The sequence below is a fragment of the Amycolatopsis granulosa genome (assembly GCF_011758745.1).
Classification (GTDB): domain Bacteria; phylum Actinomycetota; class Actinomycetes; order Mycobacteriales; family Pseudonocardiaceae; genus Amycolatopsis_E; species Amycolatopsis_E granulosa.
This window is the reverse complement of the sequence record NZ_JAANOV010000001.1, coordinates 4471797-4483838: the sequence shown is the minus strand read 5'-3', so window position 1 is coordinate 4483838 and position 12042 is coordinate 4471797. Positions and strand designations below refer to the sequence as shown.

The following is a 12042-nucleotide window of genomic DNA, read 5'->3' as shown; positions in this document are numbered from 1 at the left end:
TTCCCACGATGTCAGGGCGTGCCGCCCTCTTCGACATGGACGGCACGCTCGTGGACTCGACCGAGGTGGTCGAAACACTGTGGACGGAGTTCGGTGCGCGGCACGGCATCGAGCCCGCCCGGATCCTGAGCTACGCACACGGGCGGCAAAGCCGCGACATCGTCGCGCGGTTCCTGCCGGAGACGAGCGTCGACGCGGCCACCGCCGCACTCCTCGAGGAAGAACTCAACCGGCTCGAGGAGATCAGGGCGGTTCCCGGGGCCCCGGAGTTCCTGACCCGGGTCGCCGCCCATGTGCCGGTGGCCATCGTGACGTCCGCTCCGCGCCGGCTCGCCGAGGCGCGCCTGGCGGCGGCCGGCGTGCCGGTTCCCGACGTCCTCATCAGCGGTGGCGATGTGCGCACCGGCAAGCCGGCGCCGGAGGGCTACCTCCTGGCCGCGCGGCGACTGCGGATCCCCGCAGGGGCGTGCCTGGCGTTCGAGGACGCCGAAGCCGGGCTGGCCGCGGCGATGGGCGCAGGGGCGTTCACGGTGGTTGTGGGCAACCACGATTCCCCGCGCGCCAACGCGCTGCCGAGGCTGCCGGATTTCACGAACCTGTCCGTCACCGGCAGAGCGGGGGCCGTCACGATCTCGAGTACCCCCGACGCGCCGGTGACCCGGCGGGAACCTCGCCGGCCATGAGGCCGGCGAACGCCGCCCGCCGGATCATTCCAGATGGGACGCGGCCTTCTCGATGTGCTCTCGCAGCAGCCGGCAGGCGAGCTCTTCGTCCCGGTCGACCGCCGCTTTCAAGATCGCCCGATGCTCCTCGTCCGGATCCCGAGCGGTATCGCGGGCGGGCGGCAGAGACCATCGCCGGTACAGCTCGGCTGCATCGCGGAACCGGGCCGCGACGTTGAGCAGGCGACGATTGCGACAGCCGCTGAGGAGGGCGTGATGGAAGGCGGCATGCGCCACCGCCCACTCCTCGGTGAGGTGATCCGGCGACGTCTCGTCGTGCCGGGGCGTGCGCTCGAGCACGTGCAGGGACGCGACAGCAGCGCCTTCCCACGCGATGTCGCCCTCGCGAACGGCGTGACGCAAGGCCGCCACCTCGATGTCGATGCGCGCCTCGGTCAGATCGGCCAGGTCTTCGTCGGACAGGCGAACCACGCGGAACCCTTGTTGCGCGAACGACTCGACGAGCCCGGTCTCCACCAGCCGCTGCAGGGCCTCGCGCAGTGTGCCCATCGAGCAGTCGTACTTCTCCACCAGCGCCGCGAAGGGCAAGCGCGCCCCCGGCTTGAGGAGCCCCCCGAGAATCTCCGCACGGATCGCCTCGAAGACGACCGCACTCCGAGTTGTGGCAATCGGGGCGGACCCCGCGCCCTCAGTCATTGTCTGCCTCCTTCGATGAAGTCAACCATAGCATCGTCCTCAAATCCACAGGATTTTCGAAATAATGTTGCTTTTTCGTAGGGTGCCTGTTTCGATGATGCCCCAGGGAGAGTCGCCGCAGTCGGCACCTCCGCGAGTTCCGACCCACAAGGAGCACCATCGATGCACGTCGAAGCCGCCGTCATCGCTTCCCGGGGCGCAACGCCCACTGTCACTCGTGTCGAGCTGGACGCGCCCCGCGAGGACGAGGTCCGCGTGCGCATGGTGGCCTCGGGCGTGTGTCACACCGATGCGATCATCCGCGACCAGGTGTACCCGACGCCGCTGCCGGCGGTCCTCGGTCACGAAGGTGCCGGGGTCGTCGAGTTCGTCGGTTCCGCGGTGACGCGGGTCGGCGTCGGTGATCACGTGCTCTTGTCGGCGAACTCGTGCGGGCACTGCACACCGTGCCTGAGCGGGAGCCCGGCCTACTGCGCAGACCTCTTCGCCCGCAACTTCGGCGGCCGGCGCCCGGACGGCAGCACGTCCTTCACCGACGACCACGGGCAGACCGTCTCCTCCCACTTCTTCGGCCAGTCGTCGTTCGCGAGTTACGCCAACGTCGCCGAGCGCAGCCTGGTGAAGGTCGACCCGGACGTCGATCTGACCCTCGTCGCGCCCCTGGGCTGCGGGATCCAGACCGGTGCCGGCGCCGTTCTCAACGAGTTGCGGCCGGCGCTGGGATCGACCTTCGCCGTGTTCGGCGCCGGGGCGGTCGGCGCGGGCGCGATCATGGCCGCGGTCATCGCCGGGTGCTCACGCATCGTCGCCGTGGACATCAACGACTCGCGCCTCACCCTCGTGCGCGAGCTCGGCGCCACGGACGTGATCAACAGCAAGAGCGAGGACGTCACCGCGCGGCTCGACGCGATCACCGGTGGCGCCGGGCTGAATTTCGCACTGGACACGACGGGACGGCCCCAGGTGCTCCGGACCGCCGCCGACGCGCTGGGCACACGCGGAGCGGTCGCCCTCGTCGGCGCATCGCTGCCGGGCACGGAGGTCTCCTTCGAGATCGGCGAATCCCTGAACAAGGGGTGGTCGTTCCGCACGATCATCCAGGGCAGCTCGGTGCCGCAGGTGTTCATTCCCCAGCTGATCGGCCTCTGGCAGCAGGGGCGTTTCCCGTTCGACAAGATCATCCGCCACTACGAGCTCAGCGACATCGCGACCGCCTTCGCCGACTCCGAGCACGGCCGGACAGTCAAACCCGTCCTGGTCTTCTAGACCGTTCCAACCACCAGCCAGGAGTGCACATGTCATCCAACCCGTTCACGTCCGGACCAGCCCGGCACTTCATCGACGGCGAGTGGGCCGCGACCGGCCCGGTACGTGAATCGCGGAACCCGGCCACGGACGAAGTCCTGGGCACCTTTCACGACGGTGGATCCGAGGCCGCCAACGCCGCGATCGATGCGGCGGACAGGGCGTTCAGGACGAGCTGGTGGCGGTCGGACCGCGAAGCCAGGGCGCGGGCACTGTGGGAGCTGTCGCTGGTGCTGGAGCGCAACCTCGACCGGATCGCGACCGCGATCACGCTGGAGAACGGCAAGCCACTGCGAGAGGCGCAGTTCGAACTGAGCATCGCGGCGCCGAAGCTGCGCTACTTCGCCGGGCTCGCGCTGACGGATCTGGGCACGGCCGCCGAGACCGCGGGCGGGATGTCGATGCTGCTGCGGGAACCGGTGGGAGTGGCCGGCGTGATCGTCCCGTGGAACTCCCCGGGAGTGCTGACCATCCGGTCGCTCGCGCCGGCGCTGGCGGCCGGATGCACCGTCGCGGTGAAGATGCCGGCCCAGACGGCCCTCACCAACGCACTCGTCGCGGAGGTGTTCGCACAGGTGGAGTCGTTGCCTGCGGGCGTGGTGAACTTCTTCACCGAGTCCGGCGACGAGGGCGCCAAGGAAATCGTCGCGAACCGGGCCGTCGGGGTGATCAGCTACACGGGAAGCTCGGCCGTCGGTGCCCGGATCATGGCCGCCGCGGCACCCCAGCTCAAACGAGTGTCCCTGGAACTCGGCGGGAAGACGCCGATGATCGTGTTCGACGACGCCGACCTCGACGCCGTGGTCCCCACACTGCGTGCGGCGGTGACCACCTTCGCCGGTCAGTTCTGCATGACCGGCAGCAGGGTGCTGGCCCACGAAGCGATCGCCGGCGAACTGCGCGACCGCCTCGCCGCCGCGCTCGCGTCGGTGAAGCTCGGCCCGGGCATCGACCCGGCCAGCGAGATGGGCCCCCTGATCGACCACGCCTCGGTCGACCGCGTCGACCGCCTCGTCACCGGCAACGAGGCGGAGGTCATCCTCCGCGGCGGTCCGGTGGACGGTCCGGGCGCGTTCTACCGTCCTTCCCTGGTGGGCGTGACCGACCTGCAGTCACCCCTGATCCAGCAGGAGCTGTTCGGCCCCGTCGCGACCTTCGAGACGTTCCGTGACGAGGACGAGGCGGTGCGGAGGGCGAACGCCACGGACTACGGGCTGTCCGCATCGTTGTGGACCGCCGACGGCGGGCGGTCGCTTCGGATGTCGCGGGCGATCGAGGCCGGCACGGTCTGGACGAACGCCTGGGCGCAGATATTCGACCAGTTCGAAGAAGGCGGCTACAAGCACAGCGGAGTCGGCCGTCTCAACGGCCCGGGCGGCCTCGCCGAATTCCAGGAAGTCAAGCACGTCTACCGCGCCGCTGTCTGAGCGCACCAGCACGACACGAAGGTTTCACACATGAGTGCAGAAAATCGCGTTGCCATCATCGAGAACGACAACGCCGGGATCTTGCGGGACACCGCGGTCTCCCACATCGGGTTCCGGGTGCCGGACGTGCCGGCGAGCGAGGCGTTCTACGCCAACGTCCTCGGGCTGGTCCGGCAGGAGGAGCTGCCCGACGGCGGCGTACGGCTCGGGTGGGGCACCGGCCATCACGTCATCGACCTGCTGCCCGGTGAGTCACGGCTGGACCACTTCGGATTCGAGGTCCGCGACCCCGGCGGCGTGGCGGGAATCCGTCATCGGCTGACGACCGCGGGTTACGAGGTCACCGATCTCGACCCGGGTTTCGTCGACTTCGCCGCCGGACCGGTCGAGGCGATCTCGGCCGTCAGCCCCGACGGCGTCCCCGTGCACTTCCACTCGGCGGTGTGGCGGCAGGGCGAAACCGCCGCCGACACCGGCCGGCGTCCAGTCAAGTTCCAGCACACCACCATCGGCACGGACGACGTGCAACGGCAGGTCGACTTCTTCGCCAATGCCGTCGGCTTCCGCGTCACCGACCAGCTCTCCGACGGCCGCTTCTGCTGGCTGCGCAGCAACAAGGACCACCACACGCTCGCGATCGTGCACGTGGGGCGGTCCGGGGTTCTGGACCACTACTCGTACGACCTCGCGGAGTGGGAGGACTTCAAGTCCTGGTGTGACCGGCTCACCGAGCTCGGGGTCACCGTGCAGTGGGGACCGGGACGGCACGGACCCGGCAACAACCTGTTCGTGTTCTTCGACGACCCGGCCGGCAACCACATCGAACTGTCGGCCGAGATGGAGAAGTTCTACGACGACCAGGTGGAGTACGTGGCCCGTAAGTGGCATCCGGTACCCGAGAGCGTGAACCTCTGGGGTGGTCAGCTTCCCCATTGGCGCAAGACCAGCGAAGGCCACCGCGGAGCCGCGGAGGCGGGCCGGTGAAGTACGTCAGCTACCAGATCGAGGGATCTGCACGCGTCGGCGTCGTCGAAGGGGACACGATCGTCCCGCTCGGAGACGCCACGCTCACCGTCAACGCCGGAACCGACGCGCTGCAAGCGGCCCCCCGGCACGAAACCCGTCGCGTCCCGCTCGCGCAGGTGAGCCTTCTGCCGGCGAGCCCGGCCCCGAAGAAGATCTTCTGCGTCGGGCTCAACTACCTCGATCACGTCGAGGAAACCAAGCGGGAACTCCCCCGCTATCCGGTGCTCTTCCCGAAGTTCGCCTCGAACCTGATCGCAGCCGGCGCGCCCATCCAGCTTCCGCCCGAGTCGCGCCAGGTGGACTGGGAGGGTGAACTCGCCGTGATCATCGGCAGACCCGGCCGGCGTATCGCCCGCGGCGACGCACTGGACCACGTCCTCGGATACTCCATCGCCAACGACATCACCGTCCGGGACTACCAGTACAAGACCCACCAATGGTTGCAGGGAAAGGCCTGGGACGGCTCGACCCCGCTCGGACCGTGGATCGTGACTCCCGACCAGATGGACCTGACCACGGCGGGCATCCGCACGATCCTGAACGGCGAGGTCGTGCAGGAGTCCACGTTGTCCAAGCTGATCTTCGACGTCCCGCGGCTGGTGTCGGAGCTGTCCGAGTTCACCGCGCTCGAACCCGGGGACGTGATCCTCACCGGGACGCCCGGAGGAGTCGGTTACCGCAGGAACCCCCAGGTTTTCCTCAAGCACGGTGACGAGATCCGCGTCGAGATCGACGGTATCGGCCGGATCACGAGCACAGTCGCCGACGAGGTCGCAGCGGGAGGAAGGCCCGCCTCGGTCGGGTAGCAGATTCCGGAGTCCGACAACGATGTCCAAGGGACCACACGATGACCCAACTTTCGTACATATTGGAGATGCGCTCCATCACGAAGAAGTTTCCGGGTGTGACCGCGCTCTCCGGCGTCAACCTCGAAGTGCGCAGCGGCGAGATCCACGCGATCTGCGGGGAGAACGGTGCCGGCAAGTCCACCCTGATGAAGGTGCTCTCGGGTGTCTACCCGTACGGCTCCTACGACGGTGACATCATCTACCGCTCGGAAGTAATGCGCTTCGCCAACGTCCGGCAGAGCGAGGCCGCCGGGATCGGCATCATCCACCAGGAACTGGCGCTCATCCCCGAGCTGTCGATCACCGAGAACATCCTCCTGGGCAACGAAACCGCCCGGTTCGGTGTCATCGACTGGGTCAGCGCACAGCGGCGGGTTCGCGAGCTCCTGGGGTGGGTGGGACTCGACGATCACCCCGACACGCTCGTCAAGTCCCTCGGAGTGGGCAAACAGCAGCTCGTGGAGATCGCGAAGGCCCTCCACAAGTCGGTCAAGCTGCTCATCCTCGACGAACCGACGGCGGCGCTCAACGAGACCGAGTCGCAGCACCTCCTCGGTCTCATCGTGGGTCTCAAGGAGCGCGGCGTCACGTCGATCATGATCTCGCACAAGCTCAACGAGATCGAACAGGTCGCCGACTCGATCACCGTGCTGCGGGACGGACGGTCGATCGAAACGCTCGACCTCCAGGGCGGAAGCGTCGATGAGGACCGCATCATCCGCGGTATGGTCGGGCGATCGCTGGAGAACCGCTTCCCGCCGCGCACCCCGGACATCGGCGACACGCTCTTCGAGGTCCGGAACTGGACGGTTCAGCACGCGCTCGATCCCGGCCGCCTCGTCTGCAAGGACGTGAACCTCTCGGTCCGGCGAGGCGAAATCGTCGGTCTCGCCGGGCTCATGGGCGCCGGGCGGACCGAGCTCGCGATGAGCGTGTTCGGACGTTCCTACGGCACCTACGTCAGCGGTGAGATCTTCAAGAACGGCCGCCCGATCAAGGTGGGCAACGTCCGGGAAGCCATCCGGCACCGCATCGGCTACGTCAGCGAGGACCGCAAAGGGCTCGGCCTCAACCTCCTCGACAGCGTGCGGCGCGCGACCGTGTCCGCCCGGCTGGACAAGGTGTCCTCTCGCGCCGGTGTCGTCGACGAACTCCAAGAGCACGAGATCGCCGAGCGGTACCGGGCGGCGCTGGGAACGAAGGCGGCAACCGTCGACGTCGGCGTGGGCAAGCTGTCCGGCGGCAACCAGCAGAAGGTCGTCCTCTCGAAATGGATGTTCACCGATCCCGAAGTGCTGATCCTGGACGAACCGACACGGGGAATCGACGTCGGTGCCAAGTACGAAATCTACAAGATCATCAATGACCTGGCGGCCGCCGGAACCGGGATCATCCTGATCTCCTCCGAACTGCCCGAGGTACTGGGTCTCTCCGATCGCATCTACACGATCTTCGAAGGCCGGATCACCAACGAGTTCACGGCCGCCGAAGCGACATCCGAGGCACTGATGGTCAGTATGACCTCGACCAGAAAGGCGGGTGCCGCCGCATGAGTACCAAGCCTTCGCCCGTGCGCGCGCTCACCGGCGGCCGCGGCATCAGCCAGTACAGCATGACGATCGCCCTCGTCGTCATCATCCTCGTCTTCGAGCTGTGGACCGGCGGTGTCACGCTGGACCCGACGAACGTGATCAACGTCGTCCAGCAGTACTCCTACATCCTGATCCTGGCCGTCGGCATGGTGATGGTGATCATCAACGGGCACATCGACCTGTCCGTCGGGTCGGTCTCGGCCTTCGTCGGGATCGTCGTGGCCCAGTCCATGTCGGTCTGGCACCTCCCGGCAGGACTCGCGATGCTCCTCGGGCTGGGCATCGGCGCCCTCGTCGGCGCCTGGCAAGGCTTCTGGGTCGCCTACGTTCGCGTACCGGCGTTCATCGTCACCCTCGCCGGCATGCTCATCTTCCGCGGCGCCAACCAGGTGGTGGGCAACTCGACCGCGACCACCACGCCGGAGTCGTTCAACTGGATCGGCGCGGGATTCCTGCCCGACTTCGGTCCGGACACCGGTTACAACAACCCCACGCTCATCCTCGGCGCCGTCGTCGTGGCGGCCATCGCCTGGCTCGAGATCCGCGCTCGCCGACGTCGTCACAAGATGGGCGAGGTCCCCCGCCCCCGCTGGGTCTCGGTGGTGAAGGTCCTGGTGCTCGGCGGGATCACGGTCTACGCGACGTTGCTGCTGGGTGGCGGGCGGATCGGCACGAGCCTCCCGGTCGCGGGCATCATCAGCGGGGTCCTGGTCATCGTCTACTCGTTCGTGACCTCGAAAACCGTGTTCGGCCGCCAGATCTACGCGGTCGGCGGCAACTCGCAGGCCGCCGCCCTGTCCGGTGTCGACACCCGGCGCGTCAGCTTCTTCGTCATGATGAACATGTCGGTCCTCGCGGCGGTCGCCGGAATGGTGTTCGTCGGTAACTCGAACGCCTCCGGGCCCTCCGACGGAACCAACTGGGAGCTCGACGCCATCGCGGCGGTCTTCGTGGGCGGCGCGGCCATCTTCGGCGGTGTCGGAACCGTGCCGGCCTCCATCGTCGGAGCCTTCGTCATGGCCTTCCTCGCCAACGGCTTGTCGCTGAAGGGCATCGACCAGAACATCGTGTCCATCATTCGCGGCATGGTGCTGCTCGCGGCTGTCGCGTTCGACGTCTACAACAAGACGCAGGGCAAGCCGTCGCTGACGGGACTCGTGCTGAACGGCGTTCGGCGCAAACGGGCTCGCGCCGCCCCCGAGGTCATCTCCGGGGATCTGCCATCCGAAGCGGGTGACCGCAGGGAAAAAGCATCGCTGGGCTGATGTCGCTCAGCGCGGCGATCACGGGCCGGTCAACGAGGACCGCGCCTGCCTCCACACAGCAAGGAATTGACGACATGCGTAGAAAACTACTGGCCGCTGCGGCAGCCACCGCCGTCGCCGCAATCGCGCTCACCGGATGTTCCCAGCGGAACGCCGAGTCCGGGGCGACGGCCCTCAAGGTGGGCGACACCATCGGAGTCGCCCTCCCCACCAAGACTTCCGAGAACGTCGCCAACTACGAGCGATACTGGCAGGACGCCCTGACCAAGGCCGGGTTCAAAGCCGACATCCAGTACGCGTCGAACTCCAACCCGGTGCCGGACCAGCAGAACCAGATTCAGTCGATGGTCACCAAGGGCTACAAGGTCATCGCGATCTCCGCGCAGGACGGCGGCCAGCTCGGCAACCAGTTGGCGCAGGCCAAGAAGGCGGGCGTGACGATCATCGCCTGGGACCGGAACATCGTCAGCACGGAAAATGTCGACTACTACGTGAGTTTCAACAACTTCAAGGTCGGGCAGCTGCAGGCCCAATCACTCCTCGAGGGGCTCAAGAAGAAGAATCCGAACGGGCCGTGGAACGTCGAGCTGTTCGCCGGAGCCGCCACCACGAACCTCTCGACCATCTTCTTCAACGGCGCCATGAGCGTGCTCGACCCCCTCATCAAGTCCGGGCAGGTCGTCGTGCCCTCCGGGCAAACCGGATTCCAGCAGGTGGCGACCGAGGGCTGGCTCGGCCAGAACGCCCAGAACCGCATGACGAACCTGATCACCAGCACCTACGCCGGCGGCAGGCAGCTCGACGGAGTGCTTTCGCCGAATGACACCTTGGCGCGCTCCATCATCACCGCCCTCCGGCAAGCGGGGCTGTCCGGCCAGGTCGTCACCGGCATGGACGGCGACAAGGCATCGGTCCCCCTGATCATGGACGGGACGCAGTACTGCACCGTGTACAAGGACAGCGGCGTCGAGGCGCAGGCCGCGGTCGATCTGATCAGCCAGCTGGCCCAGGGCAAGCAGCCGACCGTCGTGGCCGACGACAAGGACAACGCCTGGAACGGCGTCAAGGTCGTGCCCGCGGTCCTGGTCCCGCCGGTGCTGGTCACCAAGGACAACGCGGCCGAAGCGTTCCAGGGCAACCCCGAACTCGCGGCACTGGCGAAGACGAACAAGTAGCGAGGGCACCGCCGTGCGGGGGAGGCGACAGCGCCGTCGCCTCCCCACCTGCCCGGACTTCCCCGGCACGCACGCCGTACCCGCCGCCCGCTCCCGGAACCCGGGTGCGGCGAACCCCACGGAGAATCCCAGGAGGAGCCGGCTCATGCTGGATCATCAAGGACGGCCGGCCACCCACGGCCGGATCGCCGTCAACGGCACTCGTCTGCACTATGTGGTCGCCGGCTCGGGCGAACCGCTCCTGCTGCTGCACGGTGTCCCGAAATCACTGCACTACTGGCACCTGGTGCTGCCGCTGCTGACCCCCCACTACACGGTCATCGCCCCCGACATCCGCGGCTTCGGCGACTCGGCCCGCCCCGATTCCGGCTACGACATGCGCACCGTGAGTGATGACCTGGCCGAACTGGTCACGGGACTGCGCTACTCCTCCGTCAAGGTCCATGGTGAGGACTGGGGGGCGGCGTTCGGCTATGCACTGGCCGCGTACCACCCGGAACTGGTGGAGAAGTTGTCGTACGCCGACATGCTGTTGCCGGGCTACGGCCTGACCGAAGGCGCCTACTACACGCCCGAGAACGTCAAGTCCGGCCACTGGGTGTGGCACCTCAACCTGTTCGCGCTCCGCGACTACCCGGAGATGCTCATCCCCGGGCACGACCGCGAATTCTGGACCGCCTTCATGCGCGACGAGTGCGTCAACCCGGACGCCATCACCGACGAGGACATCGACATCTTCCTGCGCGGCTGTACCGCGCCGGGCGGGCTACGGGCGATCCTCAACGTGTACCGCGCCGCGTTCGAAAACTCCGAGCAGACCCGGAAGAACCCGAAGCTGAAGCAGAAGACCCTCGGCATCGGCGCGAGTTACTGGCTCGGCGACGAAGTCAAGCGCATCGTCAGCAGCATCGCCGAGGACTGGAGCTATGTGTGCATGGACTGCGGGCACAGCCTCGCCCTGGAGAAGCCACACGAGCTGACCGAGATCCTGCTCGACTTCTTCCAGGGCGACTGAACCCGGTGGCGCTTCGTCCCCCGGGAATGTGTTCAACCGGAACAGCCGCTACGACAGGGAGGAACGAATCTTGGGAAAGCTCGACGGCAAGACCGCTATCGTGACGGGTGCGGCACAAGGACTGGGTGAGGGTATCGCGCGGCGGTTCGCCGACGAGGGCGCGACGACGATCATCGTGGATCGCGCCGACGCCTCCGACCTGGCGGACGGCCTGCCGCTGAGCAGCGCAGGCAAGAAGGCCACCGCGGTCGTCGCCGATGTGACCGACAGTGCGGTGGCCGAAATGGTGATCGCCGAGACGGTCGGCCGGCACGGCCGGCTCGACATTCTCGTGAACAACGCCGGGACCTACCGCGTCCGCAACATCATCGACGAGACCGATGAGAGCTTCCAGAAGCAGTTCGCGGTCAACACCTACGCGGTGTTCGCGTGGTCGCGGGCTGCGGGGCGCGGCATGCGCGACCAGGGCTGGGGCCGCATCATCAGCACTTCGTCCCAGTTGGGGAAGGTCGCGCGGGAAGGCTACGGGATATATTCGGCGTCCAAGGCCGCCGTGATCCTCTTGACCCAGGCGCTGGCACTCGAGCTGGGACCGTATGGAGTGACCGCCAACGCGATCTGCCCCGGGACCATGGCCACCCAGCTTCTGTCGACGGCTGACGGACGGCCCGGCATGGAATACGCCGCGGAACTGGGCGTCGATCTCGATACCGCGTTCCGGGATTACGTGGCCGAAAGGATTCCGGTCGGTCGCCTCGGCGTGCCCGGCGATATCGGCGCTCTGGCGGCATTCCTGGCCAGCGATGACGGCGGGTTCATCACCGGAGCCGCGCTGAATCTGACCGGCGGTGAGCAGGTCTTCTTCTGACGTCAGCCCGGTCCGGTCAAGCGGATGCGTTCACCGGCTCGCGCCGGCCGGTACCACCGGCGCGACCGGGACCACCCGGATCCGGCACTGCGCGTCGCGCGGAACCACCTCGACCGGCGTCCACGCCGTCACCGGACGGAGC

General features: G+C 67.3%; 11 protein-coding genes. 10 read left to right on the top strand and 1 reads right to left on the bottom strand.

Translation table 11 applies throughout. The features are described from left to right. The first annotated feature begins 8 nt into the window (after positions 1 to 8). On the top strand, positions 9 to 683 hold the full coding sequence (locus tag FHX45_RS22010; RefSeq protein ID WP_167105204.1) for an HAD-IA family hydrolase: 675 nt from the start codon (positions 9 to 11) through the stop codon (positions 681 to 683). Positions 684 to 707: 24 nt separating this feature from the next. Here FHX45_RS22010 and FHX45_RS22005 read toward each other — a convergent pair whose 3' ends face one another. Next, a complete protein-coding gene (locus FHX45_RS22005; RefSeq protein ID WP_167105202.1) occupies positions 708 to 1379 on the bottom strand; it encodes a GntR family transcriptional regulator in 672 nt (223 codons plus the stop codon). A gap of 162 nt (positions 1380 to 1541) precedes the next feature. Between FHX45_RS22005 and FHX45_RS22000 the strand changes: the two genes are divergently transcribed. The 9 genes from FHX45_RS22000 (at position 1542) to FHX45_RS21960 (ending at position 11900) form a co-directional block, all read left to right on the top strand. Further along, on the top strand, positions 1542 to 2645 hold the full coding sequence (locus FHX45_RS22000; RefSeq protein WP_167105199.1) for an NAD(P)-dependent alcohol dehydrogenase: 1104 nt from the start codon (positions 1542 to 1544) through the stop codon (positions 2643 to 2645). Positions 2646 to 2674: 29 nt separating this feature from the next. Further along, entirely contained in the window at positions 2675 to 4111 is a 1437-nt protein-coding gene (locus FHX45_RS21995) for an aldehyde dehydrogenase family protein (RefSeq protein ID WP_167105196.1), read from the top strand. A gap of 30 nt (positions 4112 to 4141) precedes the next feature. Continuing rightward, positions 4142 to 5095 carry a VOC family protein gene (locus FHX45_RS21990; RefSeq protein ID WP_167105193.1) on the top strand — a complete coding sequence of 318 codons (954 nt, stop codon included), beginning with the start codon at positions 4142 to 4144 and terminating at the stop codon, positions 5093 to 5095. Next, a complete protein-coding gene (locus FHX45_RS21985; RefSeq protein WP_167105190.1) occupies positions 5092 to 5943 on the top strand; it encodes a fumarylacetoacetate hydrolase family protein in 852 nt (283 codons plus the stop codon). The genes FHX45_RS21990 and FHX45_RS21985 overlap by 4 nt, the downstream gene beginning before the upstream one ends. A gap of 41 nt (positions 5944 to 5984) precedes the next feature. Next, positions 5985 to 7538 (top strand): multiple monosaccharide ABC transporter ATP-binding protein, encoded by a 1554-nt coding sequence (gene mmsA, locus FHX45_RS21980; RefSeq protein WP_167105187.1) that lies wholly within the window; start codon positions 5985 to 5987, stop codon positions 7536 to 7538. Continuing rightward, positions 7535 to 8842: a multiple monosaccharide ABC transporter permease gene (gene mmsB / locus FHX45_RS21975; protein ID WP_167105184.1), complete on the top strand. Its 1308-nt coding sequence runs from the start codon at positions 7535 to 7537 to the stop codon at positions 8840 to 8842. The genes mmsA and mmsB overlap by 4 nt, the downstream gene beginning before the upstream one ends. Then, on the top strand, positions 8842 to 10017 hold the full coding sequence (locus tag FHX45_RS21970) for a substrate-binding domain-containing protein (RefSeq protein WP_208406041.1): 1176 nt from the start codon (positions 8842 to 8844) through the stop codon (positions 10015 to 10017). Before mmsB ends, FHX45_RS21970 begins: the two co-directional genes overlap by 1 nt. A 145-nt stretch (positions 10018 to 10162) precedes the next feature. Continuing rightward, positions 10163 to 11032 carry an alpha/beta hydrolase gene (locus FHX45_RS21965; RefSeq protein ID WP_167105181.1) on the top strand — a complete coding sequence of 290 codons (870 nt, stop codon included), beginning with the start codon at positions 10163 to 10165 and terminating at the stop codon, positions 11030 to 11032. 70 nt (positions 11033 to 11102) lie between these two features. Further along, positions 11103 to 11900, top strand: coding sequence for an SDR family NAD(P)-dependent oxidoreductase (locus tag FHX45_RS21960; RefSeq protein WP_167105178.1), 798 nt, complete (start codon positions 11103 to 11105; stop codon positions 11898 to 11900). The last annotated feature ends 142 nt before the right edge of the window (positions 11901 to 12042 follow it).

Coding starts and splice junctions, on each gene's coding strand:
- FHX45_RS22005 (WP_167105202.1), bottom strand. CDS start 1,379: ATGACTGAGGGCGCGGGGTCCGCCCCGATTGCCACAACTCGGAGTGCG.
- FHX45_RS21965 (WP_167105181.1), top strand. CDS start 10,163: ATGCTGGATCATCAAGGACGGCCGGCCACCCACGGCCGGATCGCCGTC.
- FHX45_RS22010 (WP_167105204.1), top strand. CDS start 9: ATGTCAGGGCGTGCCGCCCTCTTCGACATGGACGGCACGCTCGTGGAC.
- FHX45_RS22000 (WP_167105199.1), top strand. CDS start 1,542: ATGCACGTCGAAGCCGCCGTCATCGCTTCCCGGGGCGCAACGCCCACT.
- FHX45_RS21990 (WP_167105193.1), top strand. CDS start 4,142: ATGAGTGCAGAAAATCGCGTTGCCATCATCGAGAACGACAACGCCGGG.
- FHX45_RS21970 (WP_208406041.1), top strand. CDS start 8,842: ATGTCGCTCAGCGCGGCGATCACGGGCCGGTCAACGAGGACCGCGCCT.
- mmsA (WP_167105187.1), top strand. CDS start 5,985: ATGACCCAACTTTCGTACATATTGGAGATGCGCTCCATCACGAAGAAG.
- FHX45_RS21995 (WP_167105196.1), top strand. CDS start 2,675: ATGTCATCCAACCCGTTCACGTCCGGACCAGCCCGGCACTTCATCGAC.
- mmsB (WP_167105184.1), top strand. CDS start 7,535: ATGAGTACCAAGCCTTCGCCCGTGCGCGCGCTCACCGGCGGCCGCGGC.